The sequence below is a fragment of the Brevundimonas vesicularis genome (genome assembly GCF_044807075.1).
Lineage (GTDB): Bacteria > Pseudomonadota > Alphaproteobacteria > Caulobacterales > Caulobacteraceae > Brevundimonas > Brevundimonas vesicularis_G.
Genome location: NZ_CP085234.1, coordinates 1923404 through 1947252, shown reverse-complemented (window position 1 = coordinate 1947252; position 23849 = coordinate 1923404). Strand labels below are relative to the sequence as shown.

The 23849-nt window shown below is 65.8% G+C and carries 22 protein-coding genes; 13 read left to right on the top strand and 9 right to left on the bottom strand.

The window, feature by feature from the left end; translation table 11 throughout:
• The first annotated feature begins 647 nt into the window (after positions 1–647).
• Positions 648–2315, top strand: a complete 1668-nt coding sequence (ettA, locus tag LG306_RS09715; RefSeq protein ID WP_404414012.1) for an energy-dependent translational throttle protein EttA — start codon at positions 648–650, stop codon at positions 2313–2315.
• Between the two features lie 29 nt (positions 2316–2344).
• A complete protein-coding gene (locus tag LG306_RS09710) occupies positions 2345–3271 on the top strand; it encodes a 2-hydroxyacid dehydrogenase (RefSeq protein WP_404414010.1) in 927 nt (308 codons plus the stop codon).
• A gap of 2 nt (positions 3272–3273) precedes the next feature.
• On the opposite strand, the gene LG306_RS09705 is transcribed toward LG306_RS09710, so the two are convergent.
• Entirely contained in the window at positions 3274–3360 is an 87-nt protein-coding gene (locus tag LG306_RS09705; RefSeq protein WP_404419695.1) for an EF-hand domain-containing protein, read from the bottom strand.
• Between the two features lie 407 nt (positions 3361–3767).
• Between LG306_RS09705 and LG306_RS09700 the strand changes: the two genes are divergently transcribed.
• From LG306_RS09700 to metH, 4 genes are read left to right on the top strand one after another with little or no spacing between them, the layout of a single operon-like run.
• Positions 3768–4727 carry an ArsR/SmtB family transcription factor gene (locus LG306_RS09700; protein WP_404414008.1) on the top strand — a complete coding sequence of 320 codons (960 nt, stop codon included), beginning with the start codon at positions 3768–3770 and terminating at the stop codon, positions 4725–4727.
• Entirely contained in the window at positions 4727–5683 is a 957-nt protein-coding gene (gene metF, locus LG306_RS09695; protein ID WP_404414006.1) for a methylenetetrahydrofolate reductase [NAD(P)H], read from the top strand. Before LG306_RS09700 ends, metF begins: the two co-directional genes overlap by 1 nt.
• Positions 5680–6762: a homocysteine S-methyltransferase family protein gene (locus tag LG306_RS09690; protein ID WP_404414004.1), complete on the top strand. Its 1083-nt coding sequence runs from the start codon at positions 5680–5682 to the stop codon at positions 6760–6762. The genes metF and LG306_RS09690 overlap by 4 nt, the downstream gene beginning before the upstream one ends.
• Positions 6763–9429, top strand: coding sequence for a methionine synthase (gene metH, locus LG306_RS09685; protein ID WP_404414002.1), 2667 nt, complete (start codon positions 6763–6765; stop codon positions 9427–9429). It abuts the gene before it with no gap.
• A gap of 45 nt (positions 9430–9474) precedes the next feature.
• Here the strand turns inward: metH and LG306_RS09680 are convergent, their stop codons facing one another.
• The 3 genes from LG306_RS09680 to LG306_RS09670 all read right to left on the bottom strand — a co-directional run bounded on the left by LG306_RS09680 (position 9475) and on the right by LG306_RS09670 (position 13406).
• Positions 9475–10029: a hypothetical protein gene (locus tag LG306_RS09680; RefSeq protein WP_055808523.1), complete on the bottom strand. Its 555-nt coding sequence runs from the start codon at positions 10027–10029 to the stop codon at positions 9475–9477.
• A 142-nt stretch (positions 10030–10171) separates the two neighbouring features.
• Entirely contained in the window at positions 10172–13003 is a 2832-nt protein-coding gene (locus tag LG306_RS09675) for a TonB-dependent receptor plug domain-containing protein (protein WP_404413999.1), read from the bottom strand.
• A 256-nt stretch (positions 13004–13259) separates the two neighbouring features.
• Positions 13260–13406, bottom strand: a complete 147-nt coding sequence (locus LG306_RS09670) for a hypothetical protein (protein WP_404413997.1) — start codon at positions 13404–13406, stop codon at positions 13260–13262.
• A gap of 66 nt (positions 13407–13472) precedes the next feature.
• Here LG306_RS09670 and LG306_RS09665 point away from each other — a divergent pair, with 66 nt between their 5' ends.
• Complete coding sequence (locus LG306_RS09665; protein WP_404419693.1) at positions 13473–14375, top strand: MBL fold metallo-hydrolase; 903 nt, start codon at positions 13473–13475, stop codon at positions 14373–14375.
• On the opposite strand, the gene LG306_RS09660 is transcribed toward LG306_RS09665, so the two are convergent.
• Together LG306_RS09660 and LG306_RS09655 are read right to left on the bottom strand one after the other, a co-directional pair.
• A complete protein-coding gene (locus LG306_RS09660) occupies positions 14372–15040 on the bottom strand; it encodes a DUF1499 domain-containing protein (protein WP_404413995.1) in 669 nt (222 codons plus the stop codon). The genes LG306_RS09665 and LG306_RS09660 overlap by 4 nt on opposite strands.
• Positions 15041–15071: 31 nt before the next feature.
• Positions 15072–16700 (bottom strand): long-chain-fatty-acid--CoA ligase, encoded by a 1629-nt coding sequence (locus LG306_RS09655; protein WP_404413993.1) that lies wholly within the window; start codon positions 16698–16700, stop codon positions 15072–15074.
• A gap of 158 nt (positions 16701–16858) precedes the next feature.
• On the opposite strand from LG306_RS09655, the gene udk reads away from it, so the two are divergent.
• Positions 16859–17506 carry a uridine kinase gene (gene udk / locus LG306_RS09650; protein WP_205681174.1) on the top strand — a complete coding sequence of 216 codons (648 nt, stop codon included), beginning with the start codon at positions 16859–16861 and terminating at the stop codon, positions 17504–17506.
• 892 nt (positions 17507–18398) lie between these two features.
• Here udk and LG306_RS09645 read toward each other — a convergent pair.
• Complete coding sequence (locus tag LG306_RS09645; protein WP_039247919.1) at positions 18399–19181, bottom strand: HisA/HisF-related TIM barrel protein; 783 nt, start codon at positions 19179–19181, stop codon at positions 18399–18401.
• 61 nt (positions 19182–19242) lie between these two features.
• Positions 19243–19443, bottom strand: a complete 201-nt coding sequence (gene thiS, locus LG306_RS09640) for a sulfur carrier protein ThiS (protein WP_112861800.1) — start codon at positions 19441–19443, stop codon at positions 19243–19245.
• A 186-nt stretch (positions 19444–19629) separates the two neighbouring features.
• On the opposite strand from thiS, the gene aroQ reads away from it, so the two are divergent.
• From aroQ to lepB, 5 genes are all read left to right on the top strand, one after another.
• Entirely contained in the window at positions 19630–20076 is a 447-nt protein-coding gene (gene aroQ, locus LG306_RS09635; protein WP_066629845.1) for a type II 3-dehydroquinate dehydratase, read from the top strand.
• Positions 20077–20123: 47 nt separating this feature from the next.
• Complete coding sequence (accB, locus tag LG306_RS09630) at positions 20124–20615, top strand: acetyl-CoA carboxylase biotin carboxyl carrier protein (RefSeq protein ID WP_404413990.1); 492 nt, start codon at positions 20124–20126, stop codon at positions 20613–20615.
• Between the two features lie 3 nt (positions 20616–20618).
• Positions 20619–21971 carry an acetyl-CoA carboxylase biotin carboxylase subunit gene (gene accC, locus LG306_RS09625; protein ID WP_055808513.1) on the top strand — a complete coding sequence of 451 codons (1353 nt, stop codon included), beginning with the start codon at positions 20619–20621 and terminating at the stop codon, positions 21969–21971.
• Between the two features lie 86 nt (positions 21972–22057).
• Entirely contained in the window at positions 22058–22648 is a 591-nt protein-coding gene (gene aat / locus LG306_RS09620; RefSeq protein WP_404419691.1) for a leucyl/phenylalanyl-tRNA--protein transferase, read from the top strand.
• Positions 22649–22726: 78 nt separating this feature from the next.
• A complete protein-coding gene (gene lepB, locus LG306_RS09615) occupies positions 22727–23491 on the top strand; it encodes a signal peptidase I (protein ID WP_404419689.1) in 765 nt (254 codons plus the stop codon).
• Here the strand turns inward: lepB and LG306_RS09610 are convergent.
• Positions 23488–23826, bottom strand: a complete 339-nt coding sequence (locus LG306_RS09610) for an EF-hand domain-containing protein (protein ID WP_055808511.1) — start codon at positions 23824–23826, stop codon at positions 23488–23490. The genes lepB and LG306_RS09610 overlap by 4 nt on opposite strands.
• Positions 23827–23849 lie beyond the last annotated feature (23 nt).

Genomic DNA, 23849 nt, shown 5'->3' with positions numbered 1-23849 from the left:
GAAAGAGCCCCTCCGTCTCTCCGCTGCGCTTCGAGCCACCTCCCCATGAAATGGGGAGGAGACGATGCTCAGCCATCGCAATGCCGCTGGTCCATCCGCTGAGATTTCAACCGCTTGCCGAAATATGTCCCCCGTCTCCCATCCACGGGGTCAAACGGCCCCATAATACATCCGTCTCGTCGCATGGAGGGCTCGTAAGGCCTGCGACCTTGCGGCGGCGAGAGCGGAGGGAACGGGGGCGATGGTGAGATCCCATCGCGGCGCCGGGGCTGATCGGTCGGGGAATCGCCCCAGCGTCCGCAGTCGCGTCGCAGGGTCGAGGGGGATACTCGGCCGCACCGGGGATCGGGGATCGCTGCTCCGACCCGCCCGTCGCAGGCTTATGGGGTTAGGCGATAAGACCGCCACCGCTCGGCGCCCCGAGCTTGCAGGCCAACCTTCCGCGCGGAGCGTCCATCCTTCGTCGAAACGGTAACACTACAAATCAACTCCGGGCGAAGGCCCGGCGCTCCGCCCAGCCCTCCAGACTTCGCTGCGACCGCGCGAAGGCGAAGACGCCTGCCCGCCATATTTGCCCTTCGCGCGCAGGATCGCTACATCCGGCGCAACTCCCCATTCAGACGAACCCGAAGGGCGCACCGCACCTCATGGCGCAGCAATATATTTTCCAGATGCAGGGTCTGACCAAGACCTTCCCCGGCGGCCGCAAGATCTTCGAGAACATCTGGCTCAGCTTCTACAACGACGCCAAGATCGGCGTCGTCGGCGTCAACGGCTCGGGTAAGTCCACCCTGCTGAAGATCATGGCTGGCCTGGACAACGAGTTCAACGGCGAGGCCCGCGCCGCCGACGGCATCAAGCGCGGCTATCTGGAACAGGAGCCCCAGCTCGATCCCGCCCTGAACGTGCGCCAGAACGTCGAGGCCTGGTGCGAAGAGAAGCAGTGGGTCAACCGCTTCAACGAAGTCGCCGCTGAACTTGGCGAAAACTACACCGACGAACTGATGGAGGAGATGACCTCCCTTCAGGAAAAGATCGACGCCGGCGACGTCTGGGACATCGACAGCCGCATCGACCAGGCCATGGGCGCCCTTCGCTGCCCGCCCGACGACTGGGAAGTCACCAACCTGTCCGGCGGTGAGAAGCGCCGCGTGGCCCTGGCCCGCCTGCTGCTCAGCAAGCCCGACATGCTGCTGATGGACGAACCGACCAACCACCTGGACGCCGAATCTGTCGCCTGGCTGCAGCACCACCTGGAAAACTTCCCCGGCTGCGTCATCCTGGTCACCCACGACCGCTACTTCCTGGACCAGGTCACCAAGTGGACGCTGGAGCTGGACCGCGGCAAGGGCCACCCGCACGAGGGCAACTATTCCTCGTGGCTGGAAGCCAAGCAGAAGCGCGTCGTTCAGGAGCAGTCGGAATCCGAAGCCCGCCAGCGCGCCCTCACCCGCGAATTGGAATGGGTCCGTTCGGGCGCCAAGGCCCGTCAAGCCAAGTCCAAGGCCCGTCTGGCCGCCTACGAGCGTATGGTCGAGGAACAGGAGTCGATGCGCGGCGCCCAGACGCACGCCCACATCCAGATCCCGCCCGGGCCGCGCCTCGGCAACGTCGTTCTGGAAGTCGAGGGTCTGCAGAAGTCGTTCGGCGACAAGACCCTGTTCGACAACCTGACCTTCAAACTGCCGCCCAACGGTATCGTCGGCGTCATCGGCCCGAACGGCGCCGGCAAGTCGACCATGTTTAAGCTGATCACCGGCCAGGAGCAGCCCGACGGCGGTTCGATCCGCGTGGGCGAGACCGTCAAGCTGGCCTATGTCGACCAGTCGCGTGACGACCTGAAGCCGGACGAAACCATCTGGCAGGCCATCTCGGGCGGCACCGACGTGATGATGGTCGGCAAGCGCGAGATCAACACCCGCGCCTATGTCGGCAGCTTCAACTTCAAGGGCGGCGATCAGCAGAAGAAGGTCGGACAGCTGTCCGGCGGTGAGCGCAATCGCGTTCACCTGGCCAAGACCCTGGCCTCGGGCGGCAATCTGATCCTGCTCGACGAACCGACCAACGACCTGGACATCGAGACCCTTCAGAACCTCGAAGAGGCCCTGGAAGAGTTCGCGGGCTGCGCCGTGGTCATCTCCCACGACCGCTGGTTCCTTGACCGTCTGGCCACTCACATCCTCGCCTTCGAGGGCGACGGCCACGTCGAATGGTTCGAGGGCAACTTCGAAGCCTACGAACAGGACAAGATGCGTCGCCTGGGCGCCGACAGCATCATTCCCAAGCGCATCCAGCACCAGAAGTTCGGCCGCTGATCGCCTGACCTGACAAGAGGAGCCGCTGCATGACCCAACGCCCCGCCGTTCTCATCATGCAGCGGCATCTCGCCCCGCTCTCGGGATTTCTGGAGAGCGCCTACGACGTCTATCGCTTCTGGGAGGGTCCGCCGATCGAGGCCGCCCACGACATCCGCGTCATGGTCGTCGCCGGCGAGGCGCCGCTGGACAAGGCGCTGATCGAGCGCTTGCCGAACCTCGACCTCGTGGCCTGTTTCACCTCCGGCTACGACGGGATCGACATCGACTGGTGCCGCCGGCGCGGCCTTCCCGTCACCCACGCCCCCGGCGTCAATCACGAGGATGTCGCCGATCACGCCCTGGGCCTGATCCTGGCCGCACGCCGTCAGATCGCCTCGGGCGACCGTCAGGTCCGCGCCGGCGGCTGGACCTTCGAGACGCGCACCATCACGACGTCGCTCGCCGGCCAGAAGCTGGGCATCGTCGGCTTGGGCCACATTGGCAAGGCCGTCGCCGACCGCGCCGAGGCCTTCCGCATGGCGGTCAGCTGGTGGGGGCCGCGCCCGCACGACGCCGATTGGCCGCGCGCCGACAGCCTGCTGGCGCTCGCCAAGGCCAGCGACATCCTGGTCGTCGCCTGCAAGGCGGACGAGACCAATCGCGGCCTGATCTCGCGGGACATCCTCGAGGCGCTCGGCCACGACGGCCTGCTGGTCAATGTCTCGCGCGGTCAGGTCGTGGACGAGGACGCCCTGATCGCCGCCTTGATGTCAGGGACATTGGGTCAGGCGGCCCTGGATGTCTTCATCGAGGAGCCGACAGATCCAGCCCGTTGGGCCGACGTTCCCAATGTCATTCTCACGCCCCACACCGCCGGAGCCACGACCGCCGGTGTTCAGGGCATGCTGATGCTGCTGATCGAAAATCTGCAGGCGCACTTCGCGGGCGAGCCGCTGAAAACGCCCGTCGTCTGACTTTAGCGGGGACGCTGCGGCCGTTCGTCCGCCGTCACCACGCCGTCGCCGTTCTTGTCTATCGCCTTGAAGGCGGCGGCGAGGCCCACGTCGAACTCTTCGCGAGTAATGCGTCCGTCTGCATCGGCGTCGCAGCGTCAGCATCCGACCGCCGCGCGCATTGGCCAGTTCGCTGGCGTCGACCACGCCATCTTCATCGGCGTCCAGACGATCGAACATCTGGGTCATGCGCGCCTGCATCTGGGCCAGGTTTTCGCGCTCCGGCGGCCGCATCTGCCCGTCCATAGGCCTTCCCGACATTTCAGTCTCGGGAAAGTCGCTCTGGGCCAACGCCGGACCGGCGGCGGCGAGAGCAAGGGCGGCGATGAACAGGCTACGCATGAGATCACTCCAAGACGGGCTGTGGACTTTAACGCGCGCACGAACCATTCCCGTCGCGTTTCCAAGAAACCGATTTCACTTGCCAAATCATATAAGGATATCTTTATATGAACATATGAGTTTGTCCGCCGATCAGACTGTCGAAGCCCTCCGCGCCGCCGGCGAACCCACCCGTTTGCGCCTTCTGTCGCTGCTGGCGGGCGAAGAGCTGTCGGTCATGGAAATGTCCCGCATCCTGGACCAAAGCCAACCCCGGGTGTCGCGCCATCTGAAGCTGATGACCGACGCCGGGCTGATCGAGCGCTTTCCCGACGGCGCCCGCGTCTATTACCGCCTGTCGCATGACGCCCAGGCGCGCCGGCTGATCGACACGGTGCTGGACATCCTGGCCGAGGACGCAGGCGAGGCCGATCATCGCCGTCTGGACGAGGTCCGCAAGGATCGCGAGGAAGCCGCCGCCAGCTATTTCGAACAGGTCGCGCCCCAGTGGGACCGTCTGCGTTCGCTCTATGTCAGCGAAAGCGCTGTCGAGGCGGCGCTGGAAAAGGCTGTGGGGCCCGGCCCCTTCGAACGCGTCGTCGATCTGGGCACGGGTTCTGGCCGGATGCTGACCCTGTTCGGCAAGAAGGCCAAGATGTCAGTCGGGCTGGATCTCAGCCAAAACATGCTGAACATCGCGCGCACCAACGTCACCAAGGCGGGCGTGGAGCAGGTCGAACTGCGCCACGGCGACATCTTCGCCACCCGCCTGCCTGCCGCCAGCGCCGATCTGGTGATCGTGCATCAGGTGCTGCACTACTTGTCCGATCCGTCCGCCGCCGTCGCCGAGGCCGCCCGCCTGGTCAGTCCGGGCGGCCGCCTGGTCATCATCGACTTCGCTCCGCACGACTTCGAACATATGCGCGAAGCGCATCAGCATCGCCGCCTGGGCTTCGCCGACAGCGAGATCAACGGCTGGCTGAAGGACGGCGGCCTGACGCCATCGGCCCCCATCGCCCTGCCCCACGACGCCGAGGGCCTGACCGTGACCATCTGGACGGCGGAACGCCGCGTCCAGGACAGAAAGACCGCCTGATGGCCTCCTCCGCCTCCCTCAACCTGGCCGACGCCCGCGCCCTGCTGCTGTCGCCGCTTGGCCCCGTAGCCCGCGCCGGATCGAACCGCGACGCCGTACGCGTCTCGTTCGAATTCTTTCCGCCCAAGACCGATAAGGCCGAGGCCAATCTGTGGAAGGCGATCCGCCGTCTGGAGCCGCTGAACCCCGCCTTCGTCTCCGTGACCTACGGCGCCGGCGGTTCGACCCGCGAGCGGACCCACCGCACAGTCCAGCGCATCATCACCGAGACTTCTCTGCGCCCCGCCGCGCACCTGACCTGCGTCGAGGCCAGCCGGGAAGAAGTCGATGAGGTCATCGAAGGCTACAAGGCGATCGGCGTCGATCACATCGTGGCCCTGCGCGGCGATCCCCCCGGCGGGGCCGGCATCGGCGGCGTCTATCAGCCGCGCGCCGACGGCTATGCCAACGCCACCGAGCTGACCGCCGCCATCAACCGCATCGGCGGATTCGACGTCACGGTCGGCGCCTATCCCGAACGCCATCCCGAAAGCCCCTCGATCGAGCACGACATCGAGGTGCTCAAGGCTAAGGTCGACGCCGGCGCGACCCGCGCCGTCAGCCAGTTCTTCTTCGACATCGACGCCTTCCTTCGGTTCCGCGACCGGGTGCGGGCGGCGGGCGTCACCATCCCCCTGATCCCCGGCGTCATGCCGGTGTCCAACTTCGCCGGTCTTCAGCGGATGTGCGGCGCGTGCGGCGCCAGCATCCCCGACTGGCTGAAGGCGCATTTCGACGGCCTGGACGACGATCCCGAAACCCGCAAACTGCTGGCCGCTTCCGTCGCCGCCGAAACCTGCGCGCGTCTGCAGGAAGAGGGTTTCTCGGACTTCCACTTCTACACCCTGAACCGCTCCGACCTGGTCTATGCGATCTGTCGTGTTCTGGGCGTGCGCGAGACGGCGGCAGCTCAATGACCCGCGCAGAACGAATCGCCGCCCTGCATCAGACGGCCAAGGAACGCATCCTGGTCCTCGATGGCAGTTGGGGCGTCATGATCCAGCGTCGCGGGCTGGACGAGGCCGACTTCCGCGCCGACCGGTTCATCGCCGCCAACGGCTATGACGAGAAGCACCAGATGAAGGGGAACAACGACATCCTCTGCATCACGCGGCCCGATGTCATCGCCGACCTGCACGACCAGTATTTCGCCGCCGGCGCCGACATCTCCGAGACCAACACCTTTTCCGGCACCACCATCGCTCAGGAGGACTACGCCCTGGACGCCCAGGCGGTGTGGGACATCAATCTGGAGGGTGCGAAACTGGCCCGCGCCTCGGCCGATCGCTGGACCGCCAAGGAGCCACACAAGCCCCGCTTCGCCGCCGGCTCCATCGGTCCGCTGAACAAGATGCTGTCCATGTCGTCCGACGTGAACGACCCCGGCGCCCGCAGCGTGACCTTCGATCAGGTCTATGAGGCCTATCGCCATCAGGTAAAGGCGCTAAACGAGGGCGGCGTCGACCTCTATCTGATCGAGACCATCACCGACACGCTGAACTGCAAGGCTGCGATCAAGGCAATCAAGGACCTGGAGGACGAAGGTCTGGAGCCTCTGCCCATCTGGATCAGCGGCACCATCACCGACCGCTCGGGCCGCACCTTGTCAGGCCAGACGGCCGAGGCGTTCTGGAACAGCGTACGCCACGCCAAACCGTTCGCCGTTGGCTTCAATTGCGCCCTGGGCGCCGACCTGATGCGGCCCTTCATCGCCGAGCTGAGCCGCGTCGCCGACACCCTGGTCGCCGCCTATCCCAACGCCGGCCTTCCCAACGCCATGGGCCAATACGACGAACAACCGCACGAGACCGCCCATTTCATCGAGGAATGGGCCGCCTCGGGTCTGGTCAACATCGTCGGCGGCTGCTGCGGCACGACGCCGGATCATATTCGTCACGTCGCCGAAGAGGTCGCGCCGCTGAAGCCCCGCGCCATCCCGGAACGACCCGTGGCCCTGCGCCTGAGCGGACTCGAACCTTTTGAATTGGTAGCGTAGGTGCGTCCTGTCTTCATCAACGTCGGCGAACGGACCAACGTCACCGGCTCGGCCAAATTCCGCAAGCTGGTGGTCGAGGGCGACTATTCCGCCGCGCTGGACGTCGCCCGCCAGCAGGTCGAGGCCGGCGCCCAGATCATCGACGTCAACATGGACGAGGGGCTGCTGGACGGCGTCGTCGCCATGCGGACCTTCCTGAACCTGATCGCGGCCGAGCCCGACATCGCCCGCGTGCCGGTGATGATCGACAGCTCCAAATGGGAGGTGATCGAGGCGGGGCTGAAGTGCGTTCAGGGCAAGCCCATCGTCAACTCGATCAGCATGAAGGAGGGCGAGCAGGCCTTCCGCGATCATGCGATCAAATGCCTGCGCTACGGCGCCGCCGTCGTGGTCATGGCCTTTGACGAGGTGGGTCAGGCCGACACCGCCGCGCGCAAGATCGAGATCTGCACCCGCGCCTATGACATCCTGGTCAACGAGGTCGGCTTCCCGCCCGAGGATATCATCTTCGACCCCAACATCTTCGCCGTGGCGACGGGGATCGAGGAGCACGACAACTACGCCGTCGACTTCATCGAGGCGACGCGGGAGATCAAACGCACCCTGCCCTACGCCCGCATCTCGGGCGGGGTGTCGAACGTCTCGTTCAGCTTCCGCGGCAACGAGCCGGTGCGCCGCGCGATTCACAGCGTCTTCCTGTACCACGCCATCAACGCCGGCATGGACATGGGGATCGTCAACGCCGGCGACCTGCCGGTCTATGACGACATCGACGCCGAACTTCGCGAGGCGGTCGAAGATGTGATCCTGAACAGGCCGCAGCGGACCAATGTCTCGAACACCGAGCGGCTGGTCGACATGGCGCCCCGCTACAAGGGCGAGAAGGGCCAAGCCCGCGTCGTCGATCTGAAATGGCGCGAACAGCCGGTCGGCAAGCGGATCGAACACGCCCTGGTCAACGGCATCACCGAGTTCATCGAGGCCGACACCGAAGAGGCGCGCCAGGCGTCAGAGCGCCCGCTGCACGTCATCGAAGGCCCGCTGATGGACGGGATGAACGTGGTCGGCGACCTGTTCGGCTCGGGCAAGATGTTCCTGCCGCAGGTGGTGAAGTCCGCCCGCGTGATGAAACAGGCCGTCGCTTGGCTGGAGCCCTTCATGGAAGCCGAAAAGGCCGGCAAACCCCGCGAACAGGCGGGCCGCATCCTGATGGCCACCGTCAAGGGCGACGTCCACGACATCGGCAAGAACATCGTCGGCGTCGTGCTGCAATGTAACAACTACGAGGTCATCGACCTGGGCGTCATGGTCCCGGCCGACCGCATCTTAGACGAGGCCAAGGCCCACAATGTCGACATCATCGGCCTGTCGGGCCTGATCACGCCGTCGCTGGACGAAATGGTCTTCGTCGGCGCCGAGATGGAGCGGCGCGGCTTCGACATACCCCTGCTGATCGGGGGCGCCACCACCAGTCGCACCCATACCGCGGTCAAGATCGAGCCCGCCTACCGCCGGGGCTCGACCACCTACGTCGTCGACGCCTCGCGCGCCGTCAGCGTCGTTTCGGGCCTGCTGTCCAAGACCGAGCGCGCGAAGAACGAGGCCGCCACCCGCGACGAATACATCCGCATCCGCGAGCAATATGCCCGCGGCCAGGAGGTGAAGGCCCGCGCGACCCTGGCCCAGGCCCGCGAGAACCGCTTCCGCATCGACCCCGCCCAGCCCCTGCCCGGCAAGCCGGCCTTCCTTGGCGTGAAGGCGTTTGACGCCTGGGACCTGCAGGATCTGGCCGACCACATCGACTGGACACCCTTCTTTGCCAGCTGGGAGCTGATCGGCCGCTATCCGCTGATCCTGGACGACGAGGTCGTCGGCGAGGCCGCGCGCGACCTGTTCGCCGACGCGCAAGTCATGCTGAAGCGTATCATCGACGAGAAGTGGTTCACGGCCAAAGGCGTCGTCGGCTTCTGGCCGGCGCGCGCGGACGGTGACGATGTCATCGTGTACGCCGACGAAGGCCACGACACGGAAATCGCCCGCTTCCACACGCTACGCCAGCAGATCGAGAAGTCGAACGGCAAGCCAAATCTGGCCCTGTCCGACTTCATAGCCGATGTGGGCGATGACTATATTGGCGCCTTCGCCGTCACCGCAGGACACGGCGAGTTGGAGATCGCCAAACGCTTCAAGGACGTTGGCGACGACTATTCCGCTATCCTGGTCACCGCCCTGGCCGACCGGTTGGCCGAGGCTTTCGCCGAACGGCTGCACAAGGAAGTTCGCACCACCCTGTGGGGCTACGCCGCCGACGAAACGACCAACATCGATGCGCTGATCGCCGAACAATACCAGGGGATCCGCCCTGCCCCGGGCTATCCCGCCCAGCCTGATCACACAGAAAAAGCAACGCTATTCCGCCTGCTTCAGGCCGAGGACAATGCCGGCATGGCCCTGACGGAAAGCTTCGCCATGACGCCCCCGGCCTCTGTCTCGGGCCTCTACTTCGGCCATCCGGGCAGCCACTATTTCGGCGTCGGCAAGATCGATCTCGACCAGGTCGAGGATTACGCCCGCCGCAAGGGATGGGACGTCGGCACCGCTGAGCGCTGGCTGGCCCCCATCCTCAACTACGATCCCTACGCTGCCAAACGCGAAACGGCGGCTTGAGCCGAACTCAAGCCGCCGTCTGTCATCGGATAACCGCCGAACTGATCAGTTGATGCCGACGCTCTCCAGCGTGGCGGGCGGCGTGGTGATGTTGTCGCGCAGGCGGCGCGCGGCGTGCTCGCAGCGGCCCGGCAGACCGAAGAATAGGCCGAACGACTGGCTGCGCGCCTCGGCGTCGGGATTGGCCATCAGCGGGGCCCACTGCGCCTTGACGGCGGCGACGGCCTGCTCGGCCTCAGCCTTCGAAGCGGCCGATTGGCGCGGCGCGGCCGCCGCCAGGGCGCTGCGGAAATCCTGGGCTTCGAGACGGCCCAGACGCACCAGCTCGACATCCTCCGGCGCGCGCGACGTCAGCGTCTCGCCCAGATCGGCGTGCCCGGTCACCAGCGCATCGCACCACGCCACCAGCGGATAGTCGGCGCTCGGCGCGCCCCGCGGCAACGGCCGTGCATAGGCGATGGCCTCGCGCGTCTTCAACGCATCGGCCGTCTCGCCCGAGCGATTACCCGTCACGATCGGTCCATCCTGAGTTTGAGCGACAGCCGCGCCGGCAGCCAGTAGCGACAGGACCGACAGTCCGGGAACAACAAATTTCAGCATGATCTTCCTTGGAGGGGCGCGCCGCAAACAGGCGACGATTCGTAACGCTCGCCCGCCCGAATGGTTTTTCTACGGCGCCGCTTAAACGAAAAAGGCGGCGGAGCGTTGCTCCGCCGCCTCAGTCTCAGTGATCCCGTGCGGATCAATACTTCAGACGTGCGCCCACGAAGAAGTAGCGGCCGACCACGTCGAAGTTGTTCGGGTCGGTGTTGCCGTCGTTGGCATTGTCGAACACCGGCGGGGCCTTGTCCGCCAGGTTGCGAACGCCGCCGAAAATTTCGACGTTGTCGTTGAAATCATACGAAGCGCTGACGTCGTGGTACCAGTAGGAGTCGGTGCCGACATAGCCGCCATCTTGGAAGTCAGGGATGTTACCCTGGTTGTCCATGGCGTCGATGTAAGTGCCGGAATAGTTCACGCGGACCGGACCGAAGTCGTAGCCCAGCGAGACGTTTGCCTTCCACTCGGGCAAGCTAGCGCTGATGTTGTAAGCGCCGACCGTGCCCTTGTATTCGATGCCGTCCAGTTCGTAGCTGTCCAGGTAGGTCAGGTTGACCGCGACATCCAGCTTCTGACCCCAGAAGCCGCCGCCCCACGGAACGTTCCAGCCGTAACGCGTCGAGAAGTCCACGCCGCTGGTTTGCAGTTGCGAGACGTTGCCCAGCGGGGCGCGCGCCTTCAGGTTGCCGGCCGGATCACGATAGATCAGAGGCAGGCCGATGCCGGCGTTGTTGCACTCCGCAACCGCCGAGACCGGAGCGCCCGTCGTGCCGGACGCCGCAGCGCCAGCCGCGAAGCACTGGTTCACGATGCCGGAGACACCGCCGAAGATGGTGCCGATGTAGTCCTCGACCTTGATGTCATAGTAGTCGAGCGACATCGACAGACCCGGAACGAAGGTCGGTTGCCAGACGGCGCCCAGCGTGACCGTGTCCGACGTTTCTTCGGTCAGGTTCGGGTTACCGTAGAAGAACGACTCCGTTTGCGTGTTCTGGGCGACGAATCCGGTGGCCACCGGATCGAAACCGAGTTGCGCGGTGCAGAAGTTGCGCACACCGGCCGACAAGGTACGAGCGGCGCCCGACGACGGGTTGCGCGTGGTGCAGGGATCCAGAACCGCCGGGAAGCCTTGGTCGTTGGCTTGGAACAGTTCGAAGACATTCGGCGCACGCACGGCACGTTGATAGATGCCGCGGAAGCGCAGGCTGTCGACAGGCTCCCATGAGCCGCCTGCTTTATAGGCGTAGATCTTGCCGACCGTGTCATAGTCGGCCATGCGGGCGCCGACTTCCAGCTCCAGGGACTTGATGAACGGCACGTCGCGAACCAGCGGGATCACGGCTTCCGCATACAGTTCCTTCGATTCCGTACGACCAGCGACAGGACGCTCGGCGTTGAAGCCGAAGATGTCGCCCGAGGCTTTGGCGGCGTCCGGCGTGAAGCTCAGCTTGTCTTCACGATACTCGGCGCCGAACGCGACCGACAGCGGTCCAGCAGGCAGTTCGAAGATGCTGGTGTCGGCGAAGTTCAGGCGAATGAAGTTCGCGGCCTGCGGGGTGATAGTGCCGGCGCCGAACAGATTTACCGGAACGCAACCGGGGAAGATCTGGACCGACGAAGCGGCGCAGGTAGTCGCGGTGCCGCCAGCAGCCAAAGCAGCGGCAAGTCGCGAACGAGACACGTCGTTTTCGATCGAGGTCCGCAGCTCGGTGCGGCCGTAAGCGTAAACGCCTTCAGCTTTCCAATCGCCGCCCAGCTCGGCGCGAAGACCGCCATTGAACTGAAGGACATTCGTGTCGTGGCTTTCCACGCGCGCGCCGACTTCAGCCATACGACGATCAAAGTTCAGAGGCGCTGTCGGATTGGGACGCGAGTTGGCATAAGCCAGCAGCGCCGGGTAATTCTGCACGAAGTAGTTGCCGTACGGAATGTTGATCCCGGTCGCCGGAGTCGGCGCCAACTGAATGTTGTTCCGGGTATTCGTGTAGAAGACTTCGGTGAAAGCTGTCACCTTGTCAGTGATGTCATAGTGCCCCAGCAGCACCGCATTGTAGCGTTCCGAGGGAGACTGCAGCAGGTTGACCGGGGCGAAATCGTAGCGATCGCTGGATGCGCCCAGGCCGAAATCATTGTTGAACTGCCCGGGGACACCTGCCGTCCGGAACGACCGGCGGCACGGATTCGGAGCAGTCGAGCAGCCCACGGCCGTGTACGGGTTGGTGCCAAGGTTGTTCAGGCCACCGTAGATTCCGGTGCCGGAGCCGCCCGCAGCGCTGCTGAGCGCCCAGGGGCGGTCTTCGTTGGGGAAGAAGCCATCGCGATCGGCATAACCGATGAAGCCGGTCACATTGCCGCGGCCATCGGCGATGTTAGCGCCGAACATCGCCGACGCGTTGAACTGCTCACCGTCACCGTACCCCGAGATACCGTACTGGGTGTTGACCGCTAGACCTTCGAAGTTGTCCTTGAAGATGAAGTTGACCACCCCGGCCAGCGCATCGGAACCGTAGGTCGCCGAGGCGCCGCCGCTGACGACCTCAACGCGGTCGATCAGCGCCGCCGGAATGCTGTTCAGATCGACGGCGTTCGACTTATCGTAGGGGACGAAGCGGCGGCCGTTGACCAGCACCAAGGTGCGGCTCGGGCCGAGGCCGCGCAGATCGACGGTCGCCGAGCCATTGGCCGGATTGTTGGAGTTGGCCGACAGGCCGGGCACGACCTGAGGAAGCTGGTTGAGGATCTGCTCGACGTTTACGTCGCCGCGTGCTTGAATCTGCTCGGCACTGACTGTGGCTACGGGGCTGTTGGCGACGTAGTCCTGGCGCACGATGCGCGAGCCGGTCACGACGATTTCCCCGACCTCGGCGGTTCCGTCCTGCGACTGTGCGAATGAAGGGCTAGCCGCCATGGCCAAGGCGGCACCGCCAATCATGGTGGTGGCCAACAAGCCGCGGCGATATTTGACGTTATTCAAGGATAGCTCTCCCATGATCGATGAAGAGCTGCGGTTGCAGCCCACCGAATCCATATCCGTGTGCCAGCCGAATAGCTGGTTGCGCGAGAGAGCATACCAACACTTGAAGCAAGTCCAGCGCGAAGACGCATTCACGCCACAAGTGAGACGAACCTGTCACAGAGACGACACACCCACCATGGCATGCGTGAACGCGACCTTAGCTGCGCTTCTCGGGCTTGCTCCACCAAGCGCACCGCTAAGTGTCAGTATATTTTCAGCGTTGGATCGCCACGCGTGCCGCATAGGGCGCGGGCTCGGGCGTGCAGGAGGCGGCGATCACTTGCACCGCGGCGAGACACAGGATCGCCGCCGCGACGAACGGGAGCCGATTTGATACAGCGTTGGCGATCGAACGGGCCATTGAGGGCGCTCCAGGCATGATTACCGAGACGTTAACGCAAGCTCTGCGCCAAACGCGGCCGTGACTATGATCCCGTTCGTAAGGGCGTTCGACTTCGCCTATGGGCGGCGCGATCAGGTGTCGCCGTTGATCCAGCGTGTGATCGCCGACAATCCGGGGCCGTTCACCTTTACTGGAACGGGGACCTATATCGTCGGCCAACCTGGCCGAGGGGCCGAGGTCGCGGTGATCGATCCGGGGCCGCTGGATGAAACGCATCTGGCGGCGCTGATGGCGGCGGTCGAGGGGCGGCGGGTCAGCCATGTGCTAGTGACGCATACGCATCGGGATCATGCGCCTCTAGCCCGGCCGGTCGCCGAGGCGACCGGAGCACGGATTTGGGCGGCCCAGCCTCCGGCGCGGGAAACGCATGCGTCGGGTGCGCTGGACGAGGATGAGGATGCGGACTTCGCGCCCGATATGGTGCTGACGGGCGGCGAGGCCGTCGAGGGCGACGGCTGGACGATCGAGGCGATGTTCACGCCCGGCCATGCGTCAAATCACATGGCCTTCGTCCTGCGCGAGGAGAACGCCCTGTTTTGCGGCGACCATGTCATGGGCTGGTCGACGACGGTCGTGGCGCCGCCGGATGGGAACATGCGCCAGTATATGGCCAGTCTGGACGCAGTGATCGAACGCGACTTCGATGTGCTGTGGCCGACGCACGGGGCGCCGGTGACGGAGGTGCGGCCGTTTCTGGAGGCCTATCGCGCGCATCGGCTGGAGCGGGAGGCGCAAGTGCTCCAGCGGCTTGCGGCGGGGGATCGCACGATCGCGGAGATGGTCCCGGTTCTGTACGCCGCCGTCGATCAGCGGCTGTGGCCGGCCGCTTCGCTGTCGGTGCTGGCGCATCTGATTAAGCTGGTCGAGGACGGCGCGGCGATTAACGATGGCGCGCCCGGCCTGTCGGCGCAGTTTCGGCTGGCTTAGCGTCCCGCTTCCAGGTTTCGAGTGATTTTCGCGGCGAGGCGGCAGGTGGCGCCGCCGTCGGGACGGCTGTTGCGAGCAGCGACGCGAATGTCTGTGCGGCCGGGGCGGATGCGAACGACCGCATCGGTGGCGAAGCCGAACCAGGCGCCGGCGTGCACGGCTTCGACCTGGAAGGTTGTGGCGCGGGTGACGACGAAGCCGGCGTCGACCAGCGCCGAGGTCGCCTGCTGGGCCAGGACCTGGGTCGGGATGGCGTCCACACCGTCACAGGTCTGCGGCGCGCCGCTGCGCACGCCGGCGGCGCGCGGCAGGCCCGGCGGCTCGTCCAGGTTGGTGCTGACGTCACGTGGATGGGGCGTCGCATCCTGCCCCTGACGCAGCACGAAGCCGGCGACTGTCGCGCCCGAGAGAACCAGCGCCACCAGCGCATAAAGACCCCTGCCCTTCAGATCGCGCAGCGCCAGCACCGTCGCCGTCAGCGCCGCCGCCAGACCGACCCAGGCCAGGATGCGCGCCACGGTCCAGGTCAGCAGGTCGTAACCGATCGCCAGATCGAGCCCGCCGAACCGCGTCGCCGTGACGGCCGCCACGACCAACACAAAGGGCGCCGCCGCAAGCGCCGTCAGCCAGGGCAGAATGGCGGGAACGGGCTTTCTGGTCGGCATTCAGGCTCCGGTTCTAGGGTCAGGCGCCAGATCAGGCAGCGGTCGGCAGACGATAGTCCTTCATCCGGTCGCGCAGAAGCTTCTTGTCGATCTTGCCGGTCGCGCCCAGCGGAATGTCGTCCACGGCGACCACATCGTCGGGCATCCACCATTTGGCGATCTTGCCGGTCAGGAAGTCCAGATGCTCCTGCTTGTCCAGCGTCTCGTCGGGTTTCAGCTTCAGGATCAGCACGGGCCGTTCGTCCCATTTGGGGTGGGCCGCGCCGATGACGGCGGCGATCTCGACCTTGGGGTGACCCACGGCGATGTTCTCGATCTCGATGGAGCTGATCCACTCGCCGCCCGACTTGATCACGTCCTTGGCGCGGTCGGTGATCTGCATGAAGCCCAGGTCGTCGACCGTGGCCACATCGCCGGTATCGAAGAAGCCTTCGTCGTCCAGGATCGAGCCCTCTTCCTTGAAATAGGCGCGGCTGATAGTCGGCCCCTTGACCATCAGACGGCCGAAGGTCGCGCCGTCGTGAGGCAGTTCGGCGCCCGCCTCGTCCTTCAGCTTCAGCTCGACGCCCAGCGGCGGCACGCCCTGCTTGAGGCGGTATTTCATCTGCTCGTCGTAGGGCAGCTTCAGTATTTCGGGCGGCAGGTTGGCGATGGTGCCGATGGGCGAGGTCTCGGTCATGCCCCAGGCGTGAGTCACCTCGACGCCGAAATCGTCCTGGAAGCCGCGGATCAGGCTTTCGGGACAGGCCGAGCCGCCGATCAGCACGCGCTTCAGGGTCGAAAAGCCCAGCCCGTGCTGTTTCATATGGGCGAACAAGCCCTGCCAGACGGTCGGCACGGCGGCCGAGAAGGTTACGCCCTCCTGTTCAATCAGCTCATAGATCGACTGGCCGTCCATCTTGGCGCCCGGCATCACCAGCTTGGTCCCGGCGGCGGGACCGGCGAAGGCGATGCCCCAGGCGTTGGCGTGGAACATCGGCACGACCGGCAGGATCACCTCCTTGGGCGTGGCGCCCATCACCGTGGCCTGAAGGCCCATGAAGGTGTGCAGGAAGTTGGAGCGGTGCGAATACAGCACGCCCTTCGGATTGCCCGTGGTGCCAGAGGTGTAGCAGAGGCCGCAGGCCGTCTGTTCATCGAAGTCGCCCCAGACCACGTCGGTCGATTGACCGGCGATCGCGTCCTCATAGGCGACGGCCTTGGGCAGCTTCGTCTGCGGCATGTGGGCGGCGTCGGTCATGATGACGACGCGTTCGACCTTGGGGATATGCGGCAGGATCGCTTCCAGCAGCGGCACGAAGGTCAGGTCGACGAAGATGATCCGGTCTTCTGCGTGATTGATGATGTAGACGAGCTGTTCGGGGAACAGACGCGGGTTAAGGGTGTGGCACACCCCGCCGATGCCCATGATGCCGTACCAGGCCTCGATATGATTGGCGGTGTTCCAGGCCAGGGTGGCGACGCGGTCGCCCGGCTGGACCCCCCAGTCCTTCAGCGCGCTGGACACGCGTTTGGCCCGGTCGTGGATCTGGGCGTAGGTCGTGCGAACGATGGGCCCTTCGACCGAGCGCGTCACCACTTCGCGCTCGCCATGCCAGTTTTTGGCGTGGTCGATGATCTTGTCGACCGTCAGCGGCCAGTCCTGCATCAAGCCCAGCATGTCGTATCCTTGTCCCTTGGATGCGTCTGCTTTGATGCGACGCTTGAGCGGACGCTAACATCGGTGATCGGCGATAAGCAACGTGACGTAGCGTCAGCCACGGCGCGGCGGATCGTCCCCCGTGGCGTTGGCGGCGCGACCGCTCTAGAAGGCCGCCCATGACCATATTGATCGCGATCACGGGCGGCTCCGGCTCCGGCAAAAGCACCTTAGCGGAGGCGTTGGTGTCGGCCCTGCCGGAAGGTTCGGCCGTGCTGGTGCGCGAGGACAGCTATTATAAGGACGCAGCCTCCCTGCCCGGCTTCGACGCCGCGACCTTCGACTTCGACGATGTGACGGCGCGCGATCACGACCTGATGATCGCAGACCTGAAGGCACTGAAGGCCGGGCGCGCGGTGACGGCGCCGGTCTATTCCTTCATCCATCACGGCCGCGAGCCGGGCGGCGAGCCGATCCCGGCGGCCGAGGTGGTGATCGTCGAGGGCACGCATGTTCTGTGCACCCCCGGCCTGACCGCCCTGTTCGACATCCGCGTCTTTGTGGACACGCCGGCCGACATCCGCTTCATCCGCCGCCTGCTGCGCGACCAGGCCGAGCGGGGCCGATCGGCGGATTCGGTCGTGGCGCAATATCTAGCGACGGTGCGTCCGGGTCACGAGCGCCTAACCGAACCGTCGCGCACCCACGCCGACTTCATCGTCGCCGATGCGACGGCGGCCGTCCGCCTGGAAGACCCCCAGGCCGTGGTGCGTCTGGCGGCCCCGGTCCTGGCCCATCCGCTGCTGCAGGCCCTGCTGGGCGACTAGCGAAGGCGTCTCCGCCCCCGAATTCGTCAGGTCGAAGCGCGACCGGCTCGACGGGCGGATGACCATTGAGCGCCCTGATGCGCGCCCGTTCGGCGGCCTCGGCCTGCTTCTCAACCAAGATGGCGTCCAGCCGGATGTATTCGAGTTCCAGCAGGGCGCGAAGACGGTCATCCTCGGCCTCTTCCTCGGGCGTCTGTCTGTAGGGCGGCGGGAGACCGCGACCGGGTTTGGGACGGCGAGGTTTGGGGCGGGCCATGCGGGTCTCCGGACACGGGTTATCGGCTTCGCGCGGTCGCAGCGAAGTCTGGAGGGCTGGGCGGAGCGCCGGGCCTTCGCCCGGAGTGTGAGTTTGTATGTACCGTTTCGACGAAGGGTATGACGCTCCGCGCGGGTGGTTGGCCTGCAAGCTCGGGGCGCCGAGCGGTGGCGGTCTTATCGCCTAACCCCATAAGCCTGCGACGGGTCGGCGGTCCCTGCGAGGACCGTCCCGAGTGCGGCCGAGTATCCCCCTCGACCCTCCGACGGCGCTCCATGAGTCGCTGTCGGCGCGGGCCGTTTCAGACCCGCTCCCGTTCCCTCCGCTCTCGCCGCCGCAAGGTCGCAGGCCAGGCGAGCCCTCCATGCGACGAGACGGGCGCATTATGGGGGCGTTTGACCCCGTGGATGGGAGACGAGGGACATAAATCAGCAAGCGATTGAAATCGCTGCGGAGGGACCAGCGACATTGCGATGGCTGAACATCGTCTCCTCCCCATCCATGGGGAGGTGGCTCGAAGCGCAGCGAAGAGACGGAGGGGCTCTTCACCGCATCGGCGGCCTCTGTGGGACTTTCAACAACCCCTCCACCGCTTCGCGGTCCCCCTCCCCACGCTGTGGGGAGGAAACGGTTGGGTCAGATCAGTCCCGCCAACGGCGACGACGGGTCGGCATACATCCGCTTGGCCATCCGCCCGGCCAGATAGGCGTCGCGGCCGGCGATGACGGCGTGTTTCATGGCGCGGGCCATGCGGATGGGATCCTTGGCGCCGGCGATGGCGGTGTTCATCAGGACGGCGTCGCAGCCCAGCTCCATCGCGCGGGTCGCGTCCGAGGCCGTACCGACGCCCGCATCGACCAGCACCGGCACCTTGGCCTGTTCGACGATGAGGCGGACGTTGACCTCGTTCTGGATGCCCAGGCCCGAGCCGATCGGGGCGGCGGCAGGCATGATGGCGGCGGCGCCGGCGTCTTCGAGCCGCTTGGCCATCACCACGTCGTCGGTGCAATAGACCATGACGTCGAAGCCGTCCTTGATCAGCAGATCCAGCGCCCGCAGCGTCTCGATCATGTCGGGATACAGGTGGGCGGTGTTGGACAGCACCTCCAGCTTGACCAGGCTCCAGCCGCCGGCTTCGCGCGCCAGACGCAGAGTCCGCACCGCATCCTCGCCCGTGAAACAGCCGGCGGTGTTGGGCAGGAAGGTAAAGCGATCCGGCTTCACATAATCGACCAGCATCGGCTGGGTCGGGTCCGACAGGTTCACGCGGCGCACGGCGACAGTGACGATCTCGGCCCCGGCCGCCTCGGCGGCGGCGGCGTTCTGGGCGTAGTCGGCGTATTTGCCGGTGCCCACGATCAGACGCGAGTTGAAGGTGCGGCCTGCGACGGACCAGGTTTCGTTGGCTGTATCGGTCATGGATGCTGACCTAGGCCTCTCAGGCGCGTGGGGGAACCCGTCGTAGCCCGATTTGATCGGATCACCCGCCGCCGACGAACTGGACCAGTTCGATACGGTCGCCTGCGGCCACCGGCGTGGCGGCGTGCAGGGACTTGGGCACGATCTCAAGATTGCGTTCGACGGCGACCTTGCGCGGGTCCAGCGACAGCTCCTCGACCAGGGCCAGGATGGTGGCGGCCTGGACCTGGCGTGGCTCGCCGTTGAGATGGATCTGGTGCATCGGTCGGGTCTCTCGGCGTTGTCGGCGCGACCTTTCAGATAGCGACTGAAGGATCGGATCGCCAGACCGCGCTGCGCCGGCGCGGTGACCTTGGGTAAGGTTCAACGCCGCGAGCGTTTGACCCACGCCCTGCGTCCGCTAAAAGGCCCCTCTTGCGCCGCGCTGCGCCGGATCGATTCTGGAACCATGGCCGAAACGCCCGTCATTCATGTGCTGAACGGCCCCAATCTGAACCTGCTCGGGGTTCGGGAGCCGGACATCTATGGTCGCGACACCCTGGCGGACATCGAGCAGCGCTGCGTCCGGGCGGCCGGCGAGGCGCAGATCGTGTTTCGCCAGACCAATCACGAAGGCGTGCTGGTCGACTGGATCCAGGAGGCGCGCGAGGGCGCCGACGCTCTGATCCTCAATCCGGCGGCCTATGGGCATACGTCGGTGGCGCTGCACGATGCGTTGAAGACGCTGTCGATACCGGTGATCGAGCTGCATCTGTCCAATCCGGCGGCGCGTGAGGCGTTTCGCCACCACTCCTATGTGTCCTCCGCGGCGACCGGCGTCATCGCCGGCTTCGGCGCGGCGGGCTATGAACTGGCCGTCCAGGCGGCCCTCACCCAGGTTCGGGAACGCGGCTGAGCCCCGTCCCGTTTATCAAAGACCACGAAAGACAAGGCGCAACTCCAATGGCCGATGACAAGAAACACGCCGAAATCGACGCCGCCCTGGTTCGCCAGCTGGCCGAGATCCTGAACGAGACCGATCTGACGGAAGTCGAGGTCGAGCGCGGCGAACTGCGCATCCGCGTGGCGCGCGAAGTCACCGTCAACGCCGCCCCGATTCAGTACGCCGCCGCCCCCGCTCCGGTCGCCGCTGCGCCCGCCGCCGCTGCTGCGCCGGCCGCCATGCCGTCGGACCCGGCCACCATCGTCGCCCGCGCCGGCGAAGAGGTGAAGTCGCCGATGGTCGGCACCGCCTATCTGCAGGCCTCGCCGGAGGCCCCTGCCTTCGTCCAGCCCGGCGACAAGGTCAAGAAGGGCCAGACCCTGCTGATCGTCGAAGCCATGAAGACGATGAACCCGATCCAGGCCCCGCGCGACGGGGTTGTGGCCGAAATCCTGGTCGGCGACGCCCAGCCGGTCGAGTTCGGCGAACCCCTCGTCCTGCTGGAAGCCTAAGCCGTGTTCACCAAGGTCCTGATCGCCAACCGCGGCGAGATCGCGCTGCGCATCCACCGGGCGTGCAAGGAGATGGGCATCTCCACCGTCGCCGTGCACTCCGAAGCCGACCGCGGCGCCATGTGGGTGCGGCTGGCCGACGAGAGCGTCTGCATCGGCCCGGCCTCAGCGGCCAAGTCGTATCTGAACATCCCGTCGATCATCGCGGCGGCCGAGATCACCGGCGCCCAGGCGATCCACCCCGGCTACGGCTTCCTGTCCGAGAACGCCCGCTTCGCCGAGATCGTCGAGGCCCATGGCATGACCTTCATCGGTCCCAAGCCCGAGCATATCCGGGTGATGGGCGACAAGATCAGCGCCAAACAGACGGTCAAGGACGCGGGCATCCCCGTCGTTCCCGGCTCGGATGGCGAGGTCGAGACCGTCGAGGCCGCGATCGAGGCGTCCAAATCCATCGGCTTTCCCCTGATCGTCAAGGCGGCGGCGGGTGGCGGCGGACGCGGCATGAAGGTCGCCCTGACGCCTGACGATCTGGTCGAAGCGGTCCAGACCGCCCAGTCGGAGGCCAAGGCCGCCTTCGGAAACGGCGCCGTCTATATGGAGCGCTACCTCCAGAAGCCGCGCCACATCGAGATCCAGGTCATCGCCGACAGCCACGGCAATGTCGTCCACCTGGGCGAACGCGACTGCTCGCTGCAACGCCGTCACCAGAAGGTGCTGGAAGAGGCCCCCTCGCCCGCTCTGTCGGCCGAGGGCCGCAAGCAGATCGGCGAGACGGTCAACAAGGCCATCGCCGCCATCGGCTATCTGGGCGTCGGCACCATCGAGTTCCTGTGGGAGGACGGCGAGTTCTTCTTCATCGAGATGAACACCCGCCTGCAGGTCGAACACCCGGTTACGGAAATGATCACGGGCGTGGATCTGGTTCGCGAACAGGTGCGCATCGCCGCCGGTCTGCCGCTGTCGTTCACCCAGGACGACATCGAGTTCAAGGGCCACGCGATCGAGGTGCGGATCAACGCAGAGAACCCGGAGACCTTCACGCCGTCGCCGGGCAAGATCACCGACTTCCACGCACCGGGCGGCCTGGGTGTGCGCCTGGATAGCGCCATCTACGCCGGCTATTCGATCCCGCCCTATTACGACAGCCTGATCGGCAAGCTGATCGTGCACGGTCGCGACCGCGAAGAGGCCATCGCCCGTCTGAAGCGTTCGCTGAACGAGGTCGTCATCGGCGGCGTCGACACGACCATCCCCCTGTTTCAGAAGCTGCTGGCCGAGCCGGACATCCTATCGGGCGACTACGACATCCACTGGCTGGAGAAATGGGCGGCCCGTCAGAAGGGCGACGCCTGACCGACCCCGATTTCAGCGCCAGCGGGCCTTTCGGCGGTTTCGGCCCCGAGGACCTGCTGGCCTGTTACGCCCGGGGCGTGTTTCCGATGGCCGAGGCGCGCGATGATCCGCGCGTCTTCATTATCGAGCCGGAACAGCGCGGCGTCATTCCGCTGGACGCCTTCCACATCCCCAGCCGCCTGCGTCGCACCGTGCGGGGCGAGCCGTTCGAGGTGCGGGTCGACACCGCCTTCGAGGCGGTGCTGGATGGATGCGCGGCGGCGCAAGGACCGGATCGCGAAGACACCTGGATCAACGGCCCAATCCGGCGGCTGTACGCCGCCCTGTTCGCCATGGGCTTCGTCCATTCCATCGAATGCTGGCATGACGAGCGGCTGGTCGGCGGGCTTTACGGCGTGTCGCTGGGCGGGGCCTTCTTTGGCGAAAGCATGTTCAGCCGCGAGCGGGACGCGTCCAAGGTCGCTCTGGTGCATCTGGTCGCACGGTTGCGGAAGGGCGGTTGGACCTTGCTGGACGCCCAGTTTCTGACCGACCATTTGAGCCAATTCGGTGCGGTCGAAACGCCGCAGGCGGCCTACCTGGAGCGGCTTCAGCCCGCGCTTTCGGTCAGGCCGGACCAAGGCGCGTTGCGCGCACCCCTGACGGGCGCAGAAGCGGTCGCCTTGGCCAGCGCCTAGTCTGTCCGGACACGATTTGGGGCCTGTCCCGACAGCTTAGGATTGGCGTCTTCGCCCGGCCTGACGGTCTATGGCGGCATGACCCAGACCCCGCCAAAAGCCCCGCCCCGCCCGTCCCTTCTTCGCGAGGTGCGAGAGATCGCCCTGACGCTGCTCCTCGCCATCATCCTGGCGCTCGCGATCCGCATCGTCCTGTTCCAGCCCTTCACCATCCCCTCGTCGTCGATGGAGCCGGGGCTGGTGACCGGCGACTATATCGTCGTGTCGAAATATCCCTATGGCTGGAGCATGGCGTCTCTGCCGTTCAATCCGGCGATGTCGCCGGGACGGCTGTTCGGGCGCGCGCCGAGACGCGGCGACGTGGTGGTGTTCCGCCTGCCGCGCGATCCCAGCGAGGCCTGGATCAAGCGCGTCATTGGCCTGCCGGGCGACACGGTCCAGGTGCGGGGCGGCGTCGTCTTCGTCAATGGCGATCCGGTGCGCCAGACGCGGCTGGATGTCGTCGCCGATCACGATGCGCCGCAGCGACGGGTCCAGCAGGTGCGCGAGACCCTGGCCGACGGACGATCCTACGTCACCTACGACGGCGGGCCGGACCTGCCGGGCGACGACACGCCTGTGCGCCGTGTGCCGGCGGGCTGCTATCTGATGATGGGCGACAATCGCGACAATTCGCTGGACAGCCGCTGGCCGCCCGAGATCGGCGTCGGCCTGCTGCCCGCCGAGAACATCATAGGCCGGGCCGAAGTGGTGCTGGCCTCATGGAAGCCGGGCGCCGGCCTGTTCAAGCCCTGGACGTGGCTGAACCTTCAGTGGGACCGGTTCCTGGTCCGGATCCGCTAGCGCGCCCGGTACTCATCGAAGCTGACGACGCCGTCGTGATTGCGGTCCAGCCGGTCGAAGTCGGCGCGGGTGGGCGACGATTGGGCCAGGGAGGGCGCGGCGACTGCGCCCAGCGCCAGGCCCGCGACGGCGGCGGCCAGCAGGGGTCGCCAGCTCAGGCGGGGTTGAGGACGCGCGGATGACGTCGCGTTCAACTCGGCGTCTATGAAACGGCGAATGGCGTCGCTGGCCGTCCGGCCCTCGTCACGGCACCGGGCCATAAAGGCGGTCTTGGTCGCGTGGGGCAGTCGGATTTCGACCGTTTCGGTCTTCTTCGGCGGCTTGTTGCGATCCATGGCGCGCCTCCTCGCGTCGTCTA